The following is a 22659-nucleotide window of genomic DNA, read 5'->3' as shown; positions in this document are numbered from 1 at the left end:
CTAACACGCTGCGATCCCAGTCGCAGTATGCTCACAACCCGCTTAAACAGCGCTTAGAGTGGCTTTCGGGACTGAATCAAGACCGGATAAACCTTGGATAAAGGCCGAAAGCGCGATATACTCGGACTCGGGTGTTATCAATCAACCTCTAACTTATGGTTCTTTATGAAGATAAAAGCACTTTTATCTATTTTTTTGTGTAGATTTATCTTCTTAAAATAACCACCAAAGCGATGAGCAGAACTACCCTGAAAGATATAGCCTTGGCACTTAATATTTCTGTTTCGACGGTTTCCAAAGCATTATCAGACAGCTACGAAATAAGTGAGGCGACTAAAAAAATGGTTCAGGAATATGCCAAAAAGCATAATTTCCATCCAAATAAGTTAGCGCGAAGCTTGAAAATAGGAAAATCCAATACCATAGGGGTTATTGTATCCAATATTAGCAATACATTTGTTTCACAAATCCTGGATGGAATTCAAATAGCCTCTCAGCAGACAGTATTTGATGTTATTTTCATGCAAAGTCGGGAAGACGAACGGGTCGAAAAAAATTGTATTGACGTTCTGCGCATGCGCGGTATTGATGGCTTAATGATATCTCCGGTCTCCTCGGATTCAAACATTGATGAACTGAAAGCATTAATCAAATCGCAGATACCTGTTGTTATTTTTGACCGCATCAATCACCAACTTGATACATTCAAAGTGGGGGTCAATAATTTTCAAGGCGCATATAACGCTACAAAACATCTCATCGAACAAGGCAAAAAAAATATTTTACATATCACCGGAAAGAACCTAGGTGTTGCAGCCGAACGATTAAATGGTTTCACATCGGCTTTATCAGACGCGGGTATTCCATTCAATAACAACCATTATACTGAATGCAGCCTTAATAATACCGCTGATATAGATCGAACGATAAAAGAAATCTTACTTCGGGAATATATTGAGAACAAAAACATCGATGCAATTTTTGGTGCAACAGATGTTATTACAACCAGAACATTGGGCATTTTAGCTGAATTGCAGATTGAGGTCCCGTCCCAGGTTGCCGTTATTGGTTTTTCAAATACGCAAATTGCCGCCTCGTTAAATCCGGCGCTATCCACAGTTGTACAGCCAGCTACCGAAATCGGTGAATTGGCAACAAATAAATTAATTGCCACCATCAACCAAACGAGACCAATACATGAATTTGAAACGATAGAACTTCCAACACAGCTCATTATTCGCAAATCTTCTTTGTAATTTTTGTCATTATAAGAGGCTATATCATTCACTAAAATACACTTTTGGAAGTCAGAATTTAGATTTTGTTGGTGCATCAGATTTAATTTTGAGAAAGATTGCAGCATTTTATTTGGAGAAAAAATCTAAAAAATGACTTTTGATACAGCCTCATTTAAAAATAAAAATAGCCGGAAAACAGGAAGAACAACACTTCCAATTTTCCGGCTATTTTGTATAAACGTTCCAGCCCAACGTTATAAATCGTTGCTTAAACTTGTCCCTTTGGTATTATTCACCTACAATACCATATTCAAGGCCTCGCAATTCTGCAAGCCCTCTCAATCGTCCAATAGCAGAATATCCTGGATTTGTCACTTTATTCAGATCATCCAGCATCTGATGACCATGATCCGGTCTGAATGGGATAGCTGTAGATCTCAATTGATTTTCAGCGACCAAGATTTTCATAATTTTATACATATTGACATCACCATCCAAATGGTCTGCCTCATAAAAACTTCCAATCGCATCTTTCTTCACATTTCGCAAGTGAACAAAGTTCACGCGCCCTTTAATCTTTTCTAAGATAGCAGGCAAGTCGTTTGTCTGACTAGCACCCAAAGATCCCGTACAAAAACAAACGCCATTGAATTGTTGTGGAACTGCATTCAGAAAATAGTCAAAATCCTCACCATTACTGGCAATGCGGGGCAAACCTAAAATAGGGTACGGTGGATCATCAGGGTGAATGGTCATACATATACCATTTTCCTCACAGGTTGCCGCGATTCCCTGAAGAAAATAAACCAAATTATCACGTAAACCGTCTTTTCCAATATGCTTATAGGTGTCAATGCTTGCTTTCAATGCTTCTAATTCCACATTCTTCTCTCCTGGAATCCCCATTAAGACAACATTTGCCAATTCCTCTTTTTGTTGTTCGGCAATTTCATCAAATCGCAGTGTTGCACGTTTTACAACATCTTCAGGATACGCTGTATAGGCTTCATCACGTTTTAATATAAATATATCAAAGAGTGCCAAATCAATCCAATCAAAATACAATGCTTTTGAACCATCCGCCATGGTTAAGTCCAATTGTGTACGTGTCCAATCCAACACGGGCATAAAATTATAACAGATTGTTTTGATACCACATTGGGCGAGATTAGTTAATGTCTCATTATATTTTTGGAGGTATTCATCTACATTAGCTCCTTTTGTCTTAATCTCCTCGTGTACGGTCACACTTTCTACGACAGACCAAGTAAGGCCGGCATCCTCAATAATGCGTTTTCTTTCTTGAATATCAGCAAGTGGCCATACTTCACCATGTGGAATATGATGCAATGCTGTCACAATACCAGTAGCTCCAGCCTGTTTGATATCCTGTAATGATACGGGGTCATTGGGCCCATACCAACGCCAGGTTTGTTCTAATTTTTTCATCTTAAAGTTTAGTTATACGCCACACCATGCATTAAAACCACCATCAACAAAGACAGTCTCTCCTGTCACAAAGGCCGATGCATCGCTCAATAGATAGATTAAAGTTCCTTTTAACTCACGGGGGTCACCCAAACGGTTATAGGGAGTTCCATTAAGAATACGTTTGGTACGGTCGCTATAAGTACCGTCAGGATTGATCAATAAGTTTTTGTTCTGCTTAGTTAGGAAGACACCGGGCGCGATTGCATTGACACGAACTTGATCACCGTAGCGTTGGGCAAGTTCAGTTGCCATCCATTTTGTATAACCATCGATCCCGTGTTTGGCCACAGTATAGCCCAAAACACGTGTGAAAGGACGGCTAGCTGTGAGGGATGAAATATTTACAATGACTCCCTTTCCACTCTCCGCAATCACACGGCCGATAATGTGCGTAGGAATCATCGTTCCATAAAGGTTAAGCTCAATAGCTTTAATGGTATCCTGAATATTGCTTGCAAACAAATCTTGATCGGCACCAATGGTTGCCCCTGGGATGTTTCCTCCAACGGCGTTTACTAAGGCATCTATCCGGCCCCACTTTTGCAAAACTTCATCCTTCGCCCTGGTGACATCCTGTTCGTTCATGATGTCTACTTCAACAAATATAGCTTCGCCGCCTAGGGACTCCACCTGCTGGACACGCGCTACGCCGACTTGTTCATTACGACCAAGGATCGCCACTTTGGCTTCTGCCTCGGCCAAAGCCTCCACAAATGCCTCACCTAAAATCCCTGTACCTCCCGTAATAACAACTACCTTATCTTTTAATGAAAATGGATTATTATGCATGTATTTCTATTTCAAATTGGTATTTATTCCCAATTTTATCGATAATAACCTTAATTACAAAAAAAAGTAATTGATTTAATTACGATAACGTTTTAGTTACGTCACCCTCTTTATCTTCCTTTGCTGTCGTTTCATCATCAAACAGAATCCGTATTGAAGGTGTATAGGTATCATTATGCTGACCGGTTTTATTTGCCCAGAAAAAAGCACATAAAAACACCAATGCCAACAATACACTGCAACCGATCAAAATATACATTATTTCCATAACAACTAGAGTTTACGACGTTTGGCATACCACCTTGTCATGAGACTTGTGAAGGAGATAATTGTCACCGTACTGATTGGCATAAGAATAGCCGCAAATAAGGGTGACATTATACCTTGGACCGCAAAGCTCAATCCGACTACATTATATAATAGGGATATACCAAAGCTCATATGTATTACTTTCACCGCATCTTTGCTAAAAGCAAAGAAATTCGGCATTTTTGAAAATGACTCCCCGTCCAGTATCGCATCACAGCCCGGGGAGAAGTTATTGATATCATCACTCACAGCGATACCCAAATCTGCCTTGCGCAATGCACCTGCATCATTCAGACCATCGCCAATCATGCAGACATGCTTTCCTTCCTCCTGAAAATTTTGAATTGTTTTCAGTTTTTCCATTGGTGATTGATTAAAAAGCAAACTTGCATTCGAGGGAAAAATTAACTGCAGTGCATCCAGGCGCCGATCGTTATCCCCTGAGATTAAATGAAGATTATATTCGACTTTAAAATCTTCGATCAAAGCCGAAAGACCATCCCGCCAGGATTGTTCCATAGTAAAATACCCTTTTAGCTCCTCACCTATGCGAATAAAAACCACAGAACCATCTGTTTTAATATTACCGATATTCAGAAAGTTAGCACTACCGATTTTAATTTCTTTACCATCTACTGTTGCCTGCATCCCCTTTCCTGGAAATTCCTTAAAATCCTGTATCAAAATATCAGCAGAGACATTCAGCCACTTGACAATCTCACGGCTCAATGGATGGCTAGAGTTTCTACAAACCGCATTCAATAGCTTTTTGTCAACTGCTGAAAGACTACCTTCAAAATAAATTGAGGTTGCTTTAGGCGATGAGATTGTACCAGTTTTATCGAACACAAGGGTATCAATCGTCGCCATCTGCTCAATTGCAGCCGTATTTTTCACATAAAACTTATTTCGATCAAAAATACTTAGCGCTGCGGAAAGGGTAAATGGAGAGCTCAACGCCAACGCACATGGACATGCGATAATCAATACCGCCGTAAAAGCTCCCCAAGCCCGGCTTGCACTTCCGTCAACAGCCCAAAATAGCGCCGCCATTAGTGCAATAGCCAATAAAACAACAGTAAAATATTTACTTATAAAGTTGACAAAAGTCTGAAAATGCTTGTCATAATCTTTATAATTTTCATTATTCCATAATTTGGTCAAATAGGATTGTGAAATAGGTTTGACCACTTCGAGTTCTATCGCCTCCCCTGTCTGACGCCCACCGGCGTAGATAATTTCGCCGAGTGTTTTATTTACGGGGCTTGATTCTCCAGTTACAAAGCTAAAATCTATCGCTGCATCGCCTTTTAAAAGCATGGCATCTGCAGGTATGATTTCATTATTCCGAACCAAAATCCGGTCACCGATATGTACATCGGCCAATTGCACTGGTTTATCCCCTGACTCGGTCAATACTGTTACAGCCACCGGAAAATAACTGCGGTAATCCCGTTCGAACGAGATATGGTAGTAGGTGCGTTGCTGCACCCATTTTCCGATCAATATAAAAAATACAAGGCTACAGAGTGTATCCGTAAAACCTGCCCCAGTTTGTGTGATCACCTCAAAAGCAGATCGCAAAAATAGCACGAGAATCCCCAGTGCTAACGGCACATCCAGATTCAATCGCTGTTGTTTCAGACTCCAATAGGCCGATTTGAAATAATCCGATGCACAATACAATAACACCGGAAGGCCAAAGGCAAGGTTTATGTACCCAAAGAAATTGGCATATTCCTTTTCAAAACTTCCCATTCCAAAATAATCGGGGAAACTGAATAACATAGAATTTCCAAAACAGAAACCGGCAACAGCAATTTTTGCGACCAAAGGATTCAGATTATTTCGATTCCCTTCCTTCACCACATCCTGTAAGGTGATTTTAGGATCGTAACCGATATTGACCAGAAGATAAACCAAGTCTTTCAATGGCAGCTCATTGTGATTGAACGTAATACTCGCCTGTTTCTTCATAAAGTCCACGCGGGACTGCAACACATTGGGATTGAGTTTATATAAATTTTCTAGCAACCAGATACAGGAGCTACAGTGAATAGCCGGAATATAAAAGGTGATGATGGTCATCTTTTCGTCTTTATAATCCACTAATTTACCGGCAATCTGTGGTTCATCTAGATAAGAAAAATCTTCTTGCTTGGATTTATTCGATTTACCCGGATGCTGATTATAGCGGTAATATTGCTGCATACCACTATTGTTTAGTACTTGGTAGACCGTCTGACATCCAAGGCAGCAAAAATCGTGGTGATCGAGCTGGTAGCCCGTTTCCTCAATTTTATCACCACAATGGAAACATTTTTCCGCAGTTTGTGTCTCTTCCTTAATTGCTGCCATACCTTCGTTTTAAATTGCCTGACTAAATAATTGATTTTGCGTTTTTGACCGTAACAGTCGCTGATCAAAGGCCATACAGATATTTCTCAAAAAAGAGCGTCCAATTGCAGTACATTGAATAAGGTCGCCCGTTATGGAGACTAAACCATCTGCAAGGAGTTCGGATAATTCGTCAATAATCTGCTCATTCAACGGCACGCCTGTCTGTAACTGTACTTTTCCCTTACACATCATATCCAGGACATAACGTCTGATCAGAAGATCCTCCTCGTTGAGCAAATGTCCCTTTACAACCGGCAATACACCGGCTTCAATTAACTGATGATATTCTTCTACGGTCTTCACATTTTGAGCAAAAGCCCCCCAGGCATCACTGATCGAAGAGACACCGATACCGATTAACAAGGGACTAAATCGATCGGCATACCCCATAAAATTACGATGTAATCGACCTTGTTGAAAAGCCACAAATAACTCGTCCTCTTTCTTCGCAAAATGATCCATACCAACATCTTCATAGCCATGTGCTAAAATCATTTTTTTCCCAAGTTTATAAAGGGCAAGTTTGGCGGCACCACTGGGCAAATCGGCCTCGGTATAATGTCGTTGACCGGGTTTTATCCAAGGCACGTGCGCATAGCTGTAAAAAGATATCCGATCTGGACCGAGCAGCATCGACTTTTGAATGGTATCGGCGACGGTCGCAAGCGTCTGCTTGGGAAGTCCGTAAATCAAGTCAAAGTTAATGGACTCAAAGCCGATTTTTCGGGCATTCTGCATCACCTCTTCCACTTCTTCCAAGCTCTGATGCCTATTGATTACAAACTGGACTAGCGGATCAAAATCCTGTATCCCCAAGCTCAAACGGCGAAATCCCAAATCAAATAAGGTCTGTAAATGCGTGACCGTTGTATTTGCCGGGTGAGCTTCAAATGAAAATGAGCTTCCCGGTGCTACATCTGCGTGGGTAAGAATTCCCTCAATCAGCATCCTTAAATTGTCCGGATGGAAAAAGGTCGGTGTACCGCCTCCTAAATGTATTTCTGCCAACAGCGGTCTTTCTCCTTTAAATAACGCCACATACATCTTCCATTCCTTCAAAAGAGCTGCAATGTAAGGCTCTTCAACGCGGTGATTTTTTGTAATACGCGTGTTGCAACCACAATAAGTACAGAGGCTTTCACAAAAAGGAAGATGGATATACAAGCTAATTCCCTTTTCTTTTGACTGTTCGAAGATCTGATAAACTTGATCTGTCCAAGCCGTCCGGGAAAACGCTTCATTATCCCAGAAGGGAACAGTGGGATAACTCGTATAACGTGGTGCTGCAACATTATATTTCTGCACCAATTCTTCCATTGTGAGCTGCGATGTAATCATTTTACTTTATTTTTTTAGCACAGTCGTTTAGGCAACAACAGGCTTTACCAACACATTTTTCTATTCCCCATAAGTTGAGATTCCGGACAGTCTGCTCGGCCAGTCCCTTTGGACTCTGATCTTCAAATGGCGCATTGGCTATCTGAATATTCAGATCTCCAGCCTTCATCAAATCGATATGAGCGGTATCCTTACTTCTAGTCATGATCTTATTGATCCCTAATCCTTTCAAGTTAAGTAGCATACTCTCATCCAAAATATCGCTCACAGAAATAACTACCGCATCCTTGCCGCGTGCATAATTCTGTGTCTCCGAATTTAATCCATTTGAAATCAAGGTCAAATCATGCTGCTTGGCATTTGCCAATGCCCAAAACTCTTTTTCAAATGATCTTACATTATATACGACTACTTTCATTCTGATTCTACAATCACCAATTAAGGTTTATCCTAAGAACAAAAGTAAATCATGCATACGGGCAAAAACATGATGCAGCACCATACGTTAAAATGATATTTATCACAATTCGCAAAAAACGTCATGATTTCGCAAGCACCAGTTACGATGAAAAGTATAAAAAAGGCGCATCCAGAAAAACTGAATGCGCCTTTTTAAAGCATATTGATTTTAAATCTTCGCTTGCTATTCGTTACTGCTTCACATCACGCAGGTTTTTGATCGAATTGATATAAATCTTGCCTTTTTCTTTCGAAATCAGTTTTTCTTCTTTAAAATCTGAAAGCATACGGGAAACTGTTTCATTCGCCGTGCCAGCAATTGAAGCCAAACCGTCCCGCGTTACATCAATCGTGCAAGCATTTACCTCATTGATATTGACACCACTTTTTTCAGCAACACTAATCAAAGCATTGGCGACGCGCTTGCGGACAGAATGATAGGCAAAGCCGAGCAATTGTTCTTCCTTTTCACGTAAATCCACCGAAAGAAGTTTAATAAATTTACTGGCTATTGCAGGTTTTTTCCATAACAGTTCCAAAAAGCTATCCTTTGGTATCAAGACAATTTCGCTCTGTTCGACTGCTTCAGCATAGTCTTCGTAATTATCATTCAACAAAATTGAAGCATAGCCGAAGTAATTTCCCGCAATAAAAATACCTGTAGAGAGTTCCCGTCCATCTTTATAAGACTTAAAGCTGCGCACCTGACCAGATTTTACAAAATAGACATATGTTGGCGAATCGTCTTTTTCATAAATAGACTGTTTTTTCTTCACAGTCTTCACACGTGAATTGGCAAGCAGCTCCTGCAACAATAAGACCTGCTCTTCGGCGCTCAGACTCAAATCTTCCTCCTGTGGGGTATCTGCGGCCAGCTGTTCGTGTCTTTTGAGACGCACATCTATTGCGTTCATCAATTCAACATCGTCAAAAGGCTTGGTCAAATAATCATCCGCTCCCATCTCCATTGCTTTGCGCATATCTGCGCGTTCCGCCTTGGCAGTCAGAAAAATGAAAGGAATTTTAGCAGTACTTTCAATTTTGCTCAACATAAATAAGACACCGTAACCATCCAGTTCGGGCATCATAATATCACAGAGAATCAAATCAGGAATATGTCTCGTTGCCAAGTCGACTCCAATACGTCCATTTTCGGCCGTAATGACATCATACCTTCCTGTCAACTCCAATATTTCGGTCGTTCCCTCCCGGATATCAATATTATCTTCAATAATTAAGATTGTCTTTTTATTTCTCATCTGGCATTATTTATTCTGTCATGCTTATCTCCAGGTTCAGCTTTATTTAAAGCTTACCCTGAATGAAGTTCCCTTGTGTACTTCAGATTCAAATTCCATATTACCTTCCATAAGCCCAATGTACCTCTTGACGATATTCAAGCCTAATCCTGTACCAGGGATATTCCCTGTATTATGAGCCCTAAAAAATGGTTCGAACAAATGCACCTGGTCCTCTTCTGGAATACCGATACCATTATCCTTTACCGAAATCAAACAGCCCTCGTTATCAATACATGTTGTAAATTCAATCAATGTATCTTCTCCAGAATACTTGATCGCATTGGAGATCAAGTTGACCAAAGCATTCTTCAATAGATTGGGATCCAGGGTAAAATGCCCGATCTCACCGGTATGCTGGTACACAATATGTTGATTTTTCTTGCAGATCAACTGCATCTCTTCGGTAATCTCTTCCGCTAGCTCGACCAAATTGATATACTGCTTATTCATCACGACAATACCAGCTTCCAATTTTTCAAGGGAAAGAAAATCATTCAGAATACTGGTCAACAGTTGAACAGCGCCTTTAATTTTATTGGTATGTTTAATGATATTCGCTTTATCATCCGGTCGATCTGCATATTTCTCAATCAAAGAAGCCGAAAGCTGTACAGAACTCAATGGTGTACGGAACTCATGCGAAGCCATAGACACAAACCTTGACTTCAGCTGGTTAAGTTCAATTTCTTTTTCCAGAGATTTGGACACTTCTGCTTTTGCCTTTTCCAGCTCCGACACCATAGAGATCAGATCGCGCGTACGTTCACTGACTTTATGTTCGAGCTCGGCGGCATGTTGCTTGAGCATATCCTCGGCAGCTTTCTCACGCGATAAATCGTGAATAAAACCCGTGAAGATATTTTTATCCTTTAGCCAAACCTCACTGACTGCCAAGCGAAATGGAAATGTCTCCCCATTTTTCTTCAAGCCCATCACCTCGCGCCCGATTCCGATAATCTTTTTGTGCCCTGTGGTTTGGTAATTGTGGAGATAACCATCGTGATTACCACGATCGGGTTCGGGCATTAACATCGAGATATTGTACCCAATGACTTCTTCGGCCTGATAGCCGAACAATTCCAAAGCAGCAGGGTTAATGCTTTCCACATGCCCCCTGTTGTCTATGGTGATAATGCCATCGATAGCGTGGTCTATTATTGCAGCTAAAAGCCTTCCGCTCTCCATGATTCTCTCTTCTATTTAACCAATTTTTTGTATTTAATACGATGTGGCGTTACATCACCCACTCGTTTTTTGCGGTTTTCTTCATATTCGGTATAGTTACCTTCGAAGAAATAAACCTGTGAATCACCTTCAAAAGCAAGGATATGGGTACAAATACGATCCAGAAACCATCTATCGTGGGAAATTACAACCGCACAACCGCCGAAATTCTCCAAGCCCTCTTCCAGCGCACGCAATGTATTTACATCGATATCGTTAGTAGGCTCATCGAGCAAGAGTACATTTGAACCCTCTTTAAGGGTAATTGCCAAGTGAACACGGTTACGTTCTCCACCGGAAAGCACGCCAACTTTCTTTTGCTGATCGGCACCGTTAAAATTAAATTTAGAGACATAGGCTCTTGAATTCACCGAGCGGTTACCCAACATCATGTTGTCACTGCCCCCCGTAATATTTTCCCAAACCGATTTTTCAGGATCGAGGTCGTGGTGCATTTGGTCCACGTAGCCCAATTTCACTGTTTCTCCAACTTTGAAAGAACCTGTATCCGGTGTTTCCTGTCCTGTGATCAGGCGGAATAACGTTGTTTTACCCGCACCATTTGGTCCAATGATCCCGACAATACCGGCAGGAGGCAACATGAAACTTAGGTTTTCAAATAAAATGCGATCACCATACGCTTTGGAAATATTCGTTGCCTCAATGACAGAGTTCCCCAGACGTGGTCCCGGCGGAATAAACAATTCCAATTTCTCTTCGCGTTCTTTCGTTTCCTCGGAAGCTAGTTTTTCGTAGTTATGTAAACGAGCTTTCGATTTGGCGTGACGCGCCTTTGGAGCCATACGTACCCATTCCAACTCACGTTCCAACGTTTTTTGACGTTTGGTTTCCTGTTTTTCCTCTTGAGCAAGACGTTTTGCTTTTTGATCCAACCAAGAAGAATAATTTCCTTTCCAAGGAATGCCTTCGCCACGATCTAATTCTAAAATCCATCCCGCTACATTATCCAAGAAATAACGGTCGTGGGTAACAGCAATCACTGTTCCTTTATATTGTTTCAAGTGTTGTTCTAACCAGTCGATCGATTCGGCATCCAAGTGGTTGGTTGGCTCATCTAAGAGTAAGACATCTGGTTCCTGCAACAATAAGCGACATAATGCTACACGTCTGCGCTCACCACCTGACAAATTGACAATCTTCGCATCCGGTTCAGGACAACGCAAGGCATCCATGGCTCTTTCCAATTTTGAATCGATTTCCCAAGCGTTGGTGGCATCGATTTTATCTTGAAGTTCGCCCTGTCTTGCTAGCAGTTTATCCATCTCATCGGCGTTTTCATACACCTCAGGCAGGCCAAATTTCTCATTGATTTCTTCGTATTCCTGTAAGATGGCTGTAATTTCGGCGACACCTTCCTGTACGACTTCAAGAACAGTCTTTTCAAGATCCAATTGAGGTTCCTGAGCCAAATAACCCACAGAATAGCCTGGGGAAAACACGACCTCACCTTGATAAGATTTATCCAATCCAGCGATAATTTTTAATAGGGAAGATTTACCGGATCCATTCAAACCGATCACACCGATCTTGGCACCATAGAAAAAAGATAAATAGATATTTTTTAAAACTTGTTTTTGAGGCGGATAGATTTTGTTGACACCCGCCATCGAAAAAATGATCTTCTCGTCTGACATAAAAATTAAAAAAATTCGAAAACTCTTATTATATTAACATACAAATGTAATCTTTTATACTGACATTTTGGACGTACAAAGGTCATGGCTTAATTGTTGATGACATTATTTAAAATAATTTTAAGGTTTGAAATGCAGAATTTACTACATTTATATATCCTTAATATAAAACAGAAAGGTATTCAATGGAAGCAAAATTTTCACCGCGCGTAAAGGATGTCATATCGTACAGTAGAGAGGAAGCTTTAAGATTGCGTCACGATTATATTGGAACAGAGCATTTATTGCTCGGCTTGATTCGTGAAGGCGATGGAATGGCGATAAAAATCCTTAAAAACATAGGCATTGACACAACAGCCCTACGTCAATCTGTGGAGGACGCAGTGAAGGGGGCATCGGTTTCACGCGCTCCTATTGGCAATATGCCATTAACAAAACAGGCTGAAAAAGTTTTGAAGATTACTTATTTGGAAGCTAAAATATTCAAATCGGACATCATCGGAACGGAGCATCTATTATTGGCTATCTTACGAGATGAAGATAATATTGCTTCTCAGATTTTACAACAATACAATGTGACTTACGACATCTTCAAATCTGAAGTTGAGCAAAATAGGACGACGATCAAGGATGAGGCTCCGGGCTCCCCTACTGGCGACGATGATTTTGCAGAAGATGATCAATATATCCAGCCCAAAAAAGTATCGGATATCAAATCTAAAACTCCGGTACTGGACAACTTTGGCCGCGATTTGACCAAAGCTGCCGAGGAGGGTAAATTGGATCCTATCGTAGGTCGCGAAAAAGAAATTGAGCGTGTATCTCAAATTTTATCCCGACGCAAGAAAAACAATCCTTTGTTGATCGGTGAACCGGGTGTTGGTAAATCAGCAATTGCTGAAGGACTTGCACTTCGCATTGTTCAACGTAAGGTATCACGTGTATTATTTAATAAACGTGTCGTCACCCTAGATCTAGCATCTTTGGTTGCCGGTACGAAATACCGTGGTCAATTTGAGGAACGTATGAAAGCGGTCATGAATGAACTGGAGAAATCACCGGATGTCATCTTATTTATCGATGAGATTCACACCATCGTCGGTGCAGGTGGAGCTTCAGGATCATTGGATGCTTCGAATATGTTCAAACCAGCCTTGGCAAGAGGAGAAATCCAATGTATCGGTGCAACCACCTTGGATGAGTACCGTCAATACATTGAAAAAGATGGTGCTTTGGATCGTCGTTTCCAACGGGTAACGATCGAGCCGGCAACACATGACGAGACGGTAGAGATATTGAATCGTATCAAGGAGAAATATGAAGACCACCACAATGTCACTTATACTCCCGAAGCGATCGAAGCCTGTGTATCCTTAACGACACGTTACATTACAGACAGATTCTTACCAGATAAGGCAATTGATGCCTTAGATGAAGCAGGTTCTCGCGTGCACTTGAACAATATTCATGTACCGCAATCCATTATAGACATTGAGAATAAAATCGAAGAGGTCAAACTGGAGAAAAATAAAGTTGTTCGTAGCCAAAAATACGAAGAGGCTGCTAAATTGCGTGATACAGAAAAAAAATTGATCGAAGAACTCGAGAAAGAAAAAATCGCCTGGGAAGAAGAGACGAAATCAAAACGCTATACTGTTTCAGAAGAAAATGTTGCGGAAGTAGTAGCTATGATGACCGGTATTCCAGTACAACGTGTTAGTCAGACAGACAGTCAAAAACTGTTGAATATGGCTGAGTTGATGAAAGGAAGAATCATTGGTCAAGATGATGCTGTAGGTAAATTGGTAAAAGCTATTCAACGTACACGTGCGGGTTTGAAGGATCCTAAAAAACCAATCGGGTCATTTATCTTCTTAGGTCCTACTGGTGTTGGTAAAACGGAGCTTGCTAAAGAATTAGCACGGTTTATGTTTGATACTGAAGATGCACTGATCCAAATCGACATGAGCGAGTACATGGAGAAATTTGCTGTATCTCGCCTTGTTGGAGCGCCTCCAGGATACGTTGGTTACGAAGAAGGTGGTCAATTGACTGAAAAAGTACGTCGTAAACCTTACGCGGTTGTCTTATTGGATGAGATTGAGAAAGCTCACCCGGATGTATTTAATCTCATGTTACAGGTATTGGACGAAGGTCAATTGACAGATAGTTTGGGCCGCAAAGTAGATTTCAGAAATACCATAATCATTATGACTTCAAATATTGGTGCACGCCAATTGAAGGAATTTGGTCAAGGTGTTGGTTTCACCACCGCGGCAAAATCACAACAATCTGATGCGCATTCACGTGGAGTTATTGAAACCGCTTTGAAAAGAGCCTTTGCTCCAGAATTTTTGAACCGTATCGATGATGTGATTGTGTTCAACTCATTGACAAAAGAGAATATCTTCAAAATCATTGATATTGAGTTGAGGTCATTATTCAAACGTATCGCTGATTTGGGTTATACGATCAATTTGACAGATGAGGCAAAAGATTTCATTGCAGACAAAGGTTATGACAGTAATTTTGGTGCACGTCCATTAAAACGAGCAATCCAGAAATACCTTGAAGACCCGATTGCAGAAGAAATCCTCAAAGGAAATGTGCAAACTGGTTCAGTTTTGACCGTAAGCATTAATCCTGAAACCAAAGATATTGAGGTTTCTAGCTCAGATTCTAAGTCATCAAAAGACACAGCTGAGAAGTAAAGCTAAGCTGTATCCAAAAATAATTTCAACAAAATGCACCTTTATGGTGCATTTTTTGTTGTATATGAATTTGACGTTAAACTTTCATATCATTTTATCGTCCTATAATAAAAAAATTGTCACAAATAACACGAACAATATGAAAAGACTTTTATTAGCAGCATTAATTGGAACCGCAGCCTTGGTTTCATTTTCTTCTTGTAAAAAAGAATACGTTACAAACTATCTTCCTGGAGTAAGTTATACCACTCAAGTAAAATCTTCTTCCTGGGGAGTTGACCAAAGCGGCTATTCTTTCTCAAATGAACTGGACTTTCCTGAACTAGATGCAAAATATTTCGACTACGGGCATGTGGGAGTAGCTATAAAATTTGATAATGACCAAAGTTATTTTATTAATGTTCCTTCAGCAATCGGCCCATATAATTACAGGGTGGAATACAAAATTGGCAAGGTATATCTTTACGCTGACTATGTGGGTAGCGATAATAGACCTGTCCGTCCAGACAACATGACGGTTAAAGTAACTTTAACAGACGCCGATAATGGTGGAAATTAATAAAAAGAGGTCTTAGAAAAATTCTAAGACCTCTTTTTATTTCTATGTCGTTTGTTTACATCGAGTTGGTCAGGAATATTTTCAACCTTTCAGCAATATCTCTGCGTGCTCCAGTGCCGCATCCGTTGGATTAGTTCCACTGAGCATCTGAGCAATTTCCCTTACTCTTCCCTCCTGATCCAAACGAACAATGTTAGATATTGTCCGGTTGGCTTTATCTTCCTTATACACTTTATAATGTGCAGCACCCTTCGCCGCAATCTGGGGCAAATGGGAAATAGCGATGACCTGCATATTGTCCGCTAACTTTTCCATCACTTCACCTACACGCAAAGCGACTTCACCCGAGATCCCCGTATCAATTTCATCAAAAATAATGGTCGGTAATGCAGAAGTTTTCGCAACCAATGACTTGATAGCCAGCATCACCCGTGAAAGCTCGCCTCCGGAGGCAACCTTATGAATGGATTGCAAAGCCTGTCCTTTATTGGCAGAGAACAAAAACTGAATTGCATCCATCCCTGATTCCCTCATATCTCCGTCCTTTAATGGTTCAAGACTGATTTGCAGCAGAGCATTGGGCATCCCTACATTTGTCAAGGTAGCCTGCACATCCTTTGCGATCAACGCTAACACCTTTTTTCTTGCTACCGAAAGTTCTTCTGCATTTTTCTGGGCAATGGCGAGTTTAGCTACAACCTCCTTCTCTAACCGTTCCAATTGCTCATCCGAAGAATTTATGGCAAACAGTTTGGATTCAAGATCGTCACGCAATTTAATCAACTCTTCGACGGAGTCCACATGGTGTTTTTTCTGTAAGGAATACAATAAACTTAGGCGCTCATTGATATCCAGCAGAGTACCCTCGTCTATTTGCGTATCTTCCTCCAGGGAGCTGAGCTCCGCGGCGACGTCCTTCAGCTCAATCCATGTACTCTTTAATCGTACAGCCAAATCTGCCGCCTCAGGCAAAAATGAAGCAACCCCTTCTACTTGGGTCATCACCTCTTTCAATCGGCTTAAAACTGCTGTATCATCGTTTTCCAAAAGATGTGATGCTCCTACCAACCCGCGCTTGATGTCCTCAGCATTTTCCAGCTGCCGCTGCTGTATTTCAAGCTGCACCTGCTCATCTCCTACCAATCGGGCTGCATCAAGTTCATCAAACTGAAACTGAAAATAATCCTGCTCAATGGCGGCTTTCTTGACCATTTCCTTAAACTCTTCGAGTTCTTTTTTCGCTCTCTTGTAAGCGAAAAAGCTCGCTCGATAATTTTGCTTGAGGCCAAATGAACCTGCAACACTATCGACTACAAGGAACTGAAAATCTTCTGTATTAATCTGTAATGTTGCATGTTGAGAATGTACATCAATCAACTGCTCGCCTAAAGCTTTGAGTATAGTTAGCGTGACTGGCGAATCATTAATAAATGCACGGGATTTACCATCAGGAGAGATTTCTCTTCGAATAATAGTATGGTCCGCATATTCGAGATCATTTTCCTCAAAAAAGCTAAGCAATTGATAGGAACCTATGTTAAATTCTCCTTCAATCACGCATTTTTTGGACGGGTCGAAAAAATGCTTTCCCTCCGCCCTATTTCCCAAAATCAGTGACAACGCACCCATAATAATAGATTTACCTGCACCGGTCTCGCCGGTAATCATATTCAAACCTTTGTCAAACTGGATTTCCAATTCGTTGATGAGCGCATAATTTCTAATATGTAAGGTATCTAGCATATTCTTGCAGGTCTATTTTTACAATTTGGAGGAAAAACCGTTCCTCAATCGGATCCCGTATTCATGAACCTTTCTGACGGTAATTTACCTAAAAATCAGGCGATTTCAATACGTTTTTACTTTAAAAAAGTATAAATCTTCTTTACTGACTTTTTATTTTTTGATATTTACAAACACTAAATACTAAAAATAATATCAATTATCCAAACAAAAACTAGAATTTAAACTATTATTTTTAGCAATATCATTCTATTTTTGACAATAGAATGTTCTATTTCAGCTCCATTGACATAAATTAATTCCTATTTTTATGGCATGCAAGATTATAGTGCTACCCTAAAAAAATACATGCCCGAAGAAGCAGCACCGATTATATCCAACTGGATTAACCACACCCGCTGCTTATTTAAGATCTCTCGTTCAAGAAGTACGAAGCTAGGAGATTACCGTGCACCTTTTAAAGGAAGTCCACATCGCATCTCGGTCAACCATGATTTAAATTCTTATTCATTTCTGATTACGACTATCCATGAATTCGCACATTTACAAACCTGGAATAAACATCAGCATCGTGTCAAACCACATGGTTCGGAATGGAAGAGCAACTTTAAAGAGCTTATGGATCCTTTTCTAAAATTGAATATCTTCCCGGCTGATATCAGTAGCGCCGTTCATCGCTACATGGAAAACCCCGCTGCTTCAAGCTGTACGGACCTTCATCTGTTTCGCACCTTAAAATCATATGATACGGTCAATAGCAGCGCTCTTACCGTGGAATCCCTGGAGGATGGTCATTTCTTTAAGCTAAAAAACGGGCGTTCATTTCAACGTATCGAGAAGATAAGAAAACGCTATAAGTGCATGGAATTGACCAGCAAACGTATGTACCTATTCAATCCAATAGCGGAGGTATTTCTGTTGGAACAATGATTTTTGATAAATACATTCATTATATTTTTATCTTTGCTAACTTAGGAAATTATTAAAGAGAGCTTTTATGTTACACTTACACTCGACTATAGCAATTGTATTATTGCTAGCCCTGGTGATATCGATCGTGATCACCCTATCAAACTACCTAGGCAACAAACCGTACAACCGTAAAATTGCTTTATTGGGTTTTATCGCATCGCATATTCAATTATTGGTGGGATTGATTTTATTCTTTTATTTGAAGTATCCATCGATGATCTCTGGTGCCGTAATGAAAGATCCGGCATTACGTTTTAAAATCATTGAACACCCTTTGACCATGATCATTGCTATCGTATTGATCACAATTGGTTACTCGAAAGCTAAAAAGATTGAAAATGCCAGAAAAGCAAATCAAACAGTCGTTATTTTCTACATTATCGGTTTGATCTTGATGCTTGCTCGTATTCCTTGGTCTACCTGGTCACTCTTCGCATAGTCTAAGATAATCATACAAAAAAGGCCTCACTGCAAACTGTGAGGCCTTTTTTGTATGATATTTTGAATTTGAAAAATAAGTCTTGTTTTCGCTTTCAAAAAATACTATTTTCGTGAGTAGGTGTACATTTCACTTACCTTGATCAGATAGAGGTCAACCCTCAATCTATAACAAGTCAGCACAACTCCGTGAAAGTCCGTAGAAGTCCGTAAAAGTGTGTCTTAACTAAGGCTTAACTAGCTCTTATCTTCCCGATATCGTTTATCAACTCCATAGGTCACAAAAAAGCCCCAGTAAACTGAGGCTTTCAAATATCTTAGTTGACTGTTAATTAGTCACGTTTTTTTCCAAATCCCAAAATTCCGAAAACGGTTTTGAATGCGATAAGTGCACCTACAATCATGGAGATGTTAGCTATTGCGGAAAACAAAAAAGTTTGTTGGCCCAATGCCGTACATACATCCGGTACAAAACGGATAAATGTACCTATTAAACCTAAAGCGATCGCTACTACCAATGTTTTGTAGTAATGAGTTTGATTCGCATTATTATCAGTTGTCTTTGGACCTCTTGGTTGTACAGTTTCTGCCATTTCTATTTCGATTTTATTCGATACAAATGTACAAAATAATCTATGTTAGAAAAATAAAAATGAAAAAAGCGGAAACACAGGAATTTTGTCCAGTAATACGCATGAATCAACTCAAGCCCATAGCATTAAAATACTTTTAAATATCCCATGAAGATCGTTGAAAGAGCTATTCACCACCGCTTTTGCCTACAAAACTATTCAACTCCTTGTTCACCTCATCTAGCAACTGTTGCTCTGTCGGTAGATAAAGTTCATATTGACTGGCAACAATCTGTTTTTGGTCTTCAGGAAGGGTAAATTTGACCACCGCATCGTTTTTACTCGCACAAAGCAAAATGCCAACCGTCGGATGTTCATGCGGAAGCTTTTCCATACGGTCATAATAATTCACGTACATCTGTAGTTGACCGATGTCCTGATGCGTTAATTTGTGTGTCTTAATTTCAATAATCACAAAACTTTGCAACAGACGGTTGTAAAAGACGAGATCAACGAAAAACTCATCGCCCTCGATATGGATACGTTTTTGTCTAGCAACAAAAGAGAAGCCATTTCCTAATTCGAGTAAGAACTCTTGAAGATGGTCAATAATGGCGCCCTCAAGGTCCTTTTCATAGTAAGCGCTTTCCCGTTTCAAACCCAAAAATTCCAGTACCATTGGATCTTTGATAATCTCCTTCGCGTCCGAAGGTAGCTTTTCCTTTTTTGCTACAGCCAATACACTTTCCTTATCGTTACTAAGCAGCAGGCGTTCGTATAGATTCGTATTGATCTGCCGCTCAAGCTGTCGGACTGTCCAATTATTTTTTATGGTCTCGGCAATATAAAACTCCCTATGTTCATCGCTTCTAAGACTTAAAAGCAGCTTATATTGGCTCCAACTCAATTGCGTCCACAGTGTAGACACAATTGGAAATGTGCGATAAAACTGACGGTACCAATTTAACTGTCTAGATGAAAAACCACTACCAAACTCAGGTTGTAACTCCGCTGAAAGATACTTTATAATGTATTTCCCATAATCCGCTCTCTCCTTACCTTCCTGTTCCTGTTCAAAAATACGTTGGCCAATATGCCAGTACATCAATGTGCGCTGATGATCGATAGCACGAACCGCATTTTCTTTGGACTGCGCAATAATTGCCTTTATATCGGATACTAAAGTTTGATCGGACAACATAATTGTTTATTTTCTTGGTATTACTTCTGTAAGTGAACAATACAAAGATAACTATAAGTAATTTAAATACTAAATATTTTAGTAAAAAATAATTCACTGTCACATCAGATTTAATCATCCTAGTCTTCAAGAATTATTAGCTAAAATGATCTTTTCCTACTTTAAATTTCATACCCCTTTTTAAAATCAACAAAAAAGGAGATACATGACGAATTACTTTTATTCTATCATCAAGTTTGGCTAACTTCACTGACAAGAAAAAAAGCAAATGAAAAAAGCTGACAATTATTTATCTGGGTTAAAGAAAGCATACTATGAAAATGGTGGCAAGGAAGCCTGGGATCATTTTGAACAGATTAAACATGGTGCAGGCAAAACAGATGTAGAGAAACTCCAAGAAGCATTTCCAGGAATCCCTGAGGGATTGGTCGATTTACTTAAATATGTTGATGGAACTTATTGGCGGACTTATGCAGATGAAGAAATTGCATTCTTCTTTCTAGGCTCCGACTTAGCTGAATATCCCTATTATCTGCTTTCGTCTAAAGAGATGATCGACAATCGACATATTGCGCATACCTACTATGCTGACTATATTGACCGAAAGTATAACAACGTAGAAATTGACAACAGGATTACTGATCAATCAACGGACTTAAAATGGCTTCATTTTTCCGATTGCATGAATAATGGTGGAACCTCACAATTATTTGTAGATTTTAGTCCCTCAAAAAACGGTAAAATAGGTCAAATTGTACGTTTCGTGCATGATCCCGATGAGTTTCTTGTCATAGCAGATAGTTTCGAAGAGTATCTTCAGCAACTGATCAATACTGGTTATAATTTTATTAATGAAGATGATATCTATTAAAACCAATGTTGCTTCATACTTCACAGCAAGCAAAATATGAAGCAACAAACAGGTTAACCATTCAACATCTTGACGGCCAGTATATGTTTACATAACCCTCTTTTTCCCTGATGATTGGTAAACCAATTGCAGGTACACTGAAACTTGTCTCCCTGTATAATGACGGTATGTTGCACACCTGATCCATCAACTCTAGCTTCGATATAATCCGTTGTATTCTTAACAAATTGTACACCTGCTGTCGCAACAAGTTTTTTTGCATTTTTTAGCCGAGGGTTCAATGCCAAAATACGTTCCATCTTAAACGGTAATCGTCTATAATAGTGCTGATGACTATGTAGATCATACCCCAGCAACCCGATGGAAGATAATGAAGCCGATAGGGTGTCCATCGTGTCAAAATCGACATCATGCTCAATTGAAAGCATTGTTGGGTCAAATAACTCGTTGGATTTGAGTAGTCCGTTGACGGCATGTATCCATTCATCCGGAACGGCCTTAATCATATTTTCCAATACATTACCTTCGCCCGAAAATCCGCGATAACTATCTGGTGACAAGGCAAGAGTCAGTCTCATTTTACCAAAGTCAGCAACAAAAGCCGCACTTTCACCGCCTTTTTCCTGATAAACAAGCAACTTATCTGCATATGTCAGCAGTCCCTCCAATAAACGTAATCGCTGTATACCACCAATACGTACCGCGTCACCTGTACTTATAGGGGAAAACACAAATCGGCTAGCTCTTTTCGTTAGATAGAATTCACCTTTCACATTCCCTTTCGGAATGCCCTGAAATAATTGGATAAGCTGAATTTTATTTAATTCAAACTGCAGCTCCATTCCAGCCAAATACAATTGGACCGAAGTCAGCCCTTTGATCCAACGTGGTGGCAAAGTCACTTTCTTTTCAGTCACTTTGGCCTTATCAGTACTAATGGCGACCTCATTGCTTCCTACCCCCAACACCATTTTTTCGGTTTTCTTGACAGCGTTTAACGCATTGAGCATTGGCTCATTGAAATCTACATTGGTTGTACCACTCGTAATAAACTCCCCGTCAATAGCATCTTCCAATAAATCCAGGCGGGCATAAACGCCATTACAGGAAGAGAATCCTTCAAAACGAATCTGATTGGTGCCGGCTGAAACGATTGGATCCCGTAAACTCGGAGGTACAGGGCCGAAACTCGACCGTACTACTTTCGACAGGGTCAACAAACATTTGGATGTCAGTAAAGGATCTGTTAAACTCCCCCAAAAGAAACAAGGTACATTGGCGACTTCGGCCAATTCCGACTGATGTGCCAATACCAATTGCTGTATGCCCGATTGCTGGGTCAATTGTGAATTTCTTGCATAGCTAATCGCTAAATCTTGCTCTGCCAT

General features: G+C 40.1%; 19 protein-coding genes. 6 read left to right on the top strand and 13 right to left on the bottom strand.

Features of this window, described 5'->3' with window-relative positions; genetic code table 11:
* The first annotated feature begins 233 nt into the window (after positions 1-233).
* Positions 234-1256, top strand: a complete 1023-nt coding sequence (locus B3C94_RS10035) for a LacI family DNA-binding transcriptional regulator (protein WP_293902894.1) — start codon at positions 234-236, stop codon at positions 1254-1256.
* Between the two features lie 270 nt (positions 1257-1526).
* Here B3C94_RS10035 and uxuA read toward each other — a convergent pair whose 3' ends face one another.
* From uxuA to ettA, 9 genes are all read right to left on the bottom strand, one after another.
* On the bottom strand, positions 1527-2687 hold the full coding sequence (uxuA, locus tag B3C94_RS10030) for a mannonate dehydratase (protein WP_293902891.1): 1161 nt from the start codon (positions 2685-2687) through the stop codon (positions 1527-1529).
* A gap of 12 nt (positions 2688-2699) precedes the next feature.
* Complete coding sequence (locus tag B3C94_RS10025) at positions 2700-3518, bottom strand: SDR family oxidoreductase (RefSeq protein WP_293902888.1); 819 nt, start codon at positions 3516-3518, stop codon at positions 2700-2702.
* A 79-nt stretch (positions 3519-3597) separates the two neighbouring features.
* The gene (ccoS, locus tag B3C94_RS10020; protein ID WP_293902885.1) at positions 3598-3786 is read right to left on the bottom strand and encodes a cbb3-type cytochrome oxidase assembly protein CcoS; all 189 of its coding nucleotides are present in this window, start codon (positions 3784-3786) and stop codon (positions 3598-3600) included.
* A gap of 5 nt (positions 3787-3791) precedes the next feature.
* Positions 3792-6185, bottom strand: a complete 2394-nt coding sequence (locus B3C94_RS10015; protein ID WP_293902882.1) for a heavy metal translocating P-type ATPase — start codon at positions 6183-6185, stop codon at positions 3792-3794.
* 9 nt (positions 6186-6194) lie between these two features.
* Entirely contained in the window at positions 6195-7565 is a 1371-nt protein-coding gene (gene hemN, locus B3C94_RS10010) for an oxygen-independent coproporphyrinogen III oxidase (protein ID WP_293902879.1), read from the bottom strand.
* Between the two features lies 1 nt (position 7566).
* Positions 7567-7983 (bottom strand): lactate dehydrogenase, encoded by a 417-nt coding sequence (locus tag B3C94_RS10005; protein WP_293902876.1) that lies wholly within the window; start codon positions 7981-7983, stop codon positions 7567-7569.
* Between the two features lie 232 nt (positions 7984-8215).
* Positions 8216-9283 (bottom strand): response regulator, encoded by a 1068-nt coding sequence (locus B3C94_RS10000; protein ID WP_293902873.1) that lies wholly within the window; start codon positions 9281-9283, stop codon positions 8216-8218.
* A gap of 42 nt (positions 9284-9325) precedes the next feature.
* The gene (locus B3C94_RS09995) at positions 9326-10510 is read right to left on the bottom strand and encodes a PAS domain-containing sensor histidine kinase (protein WP_293902870.1); all 1185 of its coding nucleotides are present in this window, start codon (positions 10508-10510) and stop codon (positions 9326-9328) included.
* A gap of 11 nt (positions 10511-10521) precedes the next feature.
* Positions 10522-12204, bottom strand: coding sequence for an energy-dependent translational throttle protein EttA (gene ettA / locus B3C94_RS09990; RefSeq protein ID WP_293902867.1), 1683 nt, complete (start codon positions 12202-12204; stop codon positions 10522-10524).
* Between the two features lie 185 nt (positions 12205-12389).
* Here ettA and B3C94_RS09985 point away from each other — a divergent pair, with 185 nt between their 5' ends.
* Positions 12390-14915 carry an ATP-dependent Clp protease ATP-binding subunit gene (locus B3C94_RS09985; protein ID WP_075991716.1) on the top strand — a complete coding sequence of 842 codons (2526 nt, stop codon included), beginning with the start codon at positions 12390-12392 and terminating at the stop codon, positions 14913-14915.
* A 139-nt stretch (positions 14916-15054) separates the two neighbouring features.
* Entirely contained in the window at positions 15055-15474 is a 420-nt protein-coding gene (locus B3C94_RS09980; protein WP_293902862.1) for a hypothetical protein, read from the top strand.
* A gap of 81 nt (positions 15475-15555) precedes the next feature.
* On the opposite strand, the gene recN is transcribed toward B3C94_RS09980, so the two are convergent.
* Positions 15556-17217, bottom strand: a complete 1662-nt coding sequence (gene recN / locus B3C94_RS09975; RefSeq protein ID WP_293902859.1) for a DNA repair protein RecN — start codon at positions 17215-17217, stop codon at positions 15556-15558.
* A gap of 315 nt (positions 17218-17532) precedes the next feature.
* Here recN and B3C94_RS09970 point away from each other — a divergent pair, with 315 nt between their 5' ends.
* The gene (locus B3C94_RS09970) at positions 17533-18147 is read left to right on the top strand and encodes a sprT domain-containing protein (protein WP_293902856.1); all 615 of its coding nucleotides are present in this window, start codon (positions 17533-17535) and stop codon (positions 18145-18147) included.
* Between the two features lie 67 nt (positions 18148-18214).
* Complete coding sequence (locus B3C94_RS09965) at positions 18215-18628, top strand: hypothetical protein (protein ID WP_293902853.1); 414 nt, start codon at positions 18215-18217, stop codon at positions 18626-18628.
* Positions 18629-18959: 331 nt separating this feature from the next.
* Here B3C94_RS09965 and B3C94_RS09960 read toward each other — a convergent pair whose 3' ends face one another.
* Together B3C94_RS09960 and B3C94_RS09955 are read right to left on the bottom strand one after the other, a co-directional pair.
* Positions 18960-19220, bottom strand: a complete 261-nt coding sequence (locus B3C94_RS09960; protein WP_293902850.1) for a hypothetical protein — start codon at positions 19218-19220, stop codon at positions 18960-18962.
* 166 nt (positions 19221-19386) lie between these two features.
* Positions 19387-20400: a PDDEXK nuclease domain-containing protein gene (locus B3C94_RS09955; RefSeq protein ID WP_293902847.1), complete on the bottom strand. Its 1014-nt coding sequence runs from the start codon at positions 20398-20400 to the stop codon at positions 19387-19389.
* Positions 20401-20668: 268 nt separating this feature from the next.
* Here B3C94_RS09955 and B3C94_RS09950 point away from each other — a divergent pair, with 268 nt between their 5' ends.
* Positions 20669-21271 carry an SMI1/KNR4 family protein gene (locus tag B3C94_RS09950; RefSeq protein ID WP_293902844.1) on the top strand — a complete coding sequence of 201 codons (603 nt, stop codon included), beginning with the start codon at positions 20669-20671 and terminating at the stop codon, positions 21269-21271.
* Positions 21272-21324: 53 nt separating this feature from the next.
* Here the strand turns inward: B3C94_RS09950 and B3C94_RS09945 are convergent, their stop codons facing one another.
* Positions 21325-22659, bottom strand: a complete 1335-nt coding sequence (locus B3C94_RS09945; protein WP_293902841.1) for an SWIM zinc finger family protein — start codon at positions 22657-22659, stop codon at positions 21325-21327.

Origin of the sequence: Sphingobacterium sp. UBA5670, from assembly GCF_002420705.1 — a bacterium.
Lineage (GTDB): Bacteria > Bacteroidota > Bacteroidia > Sphingobacteriales > Sphingobacteriaceae > Sphingobacterium.
The sequence above is the reverse complement of the archived record's forward strand: the minus strand, read 5'-3'. Positions and strand labels throughout refer to the sequence as shown.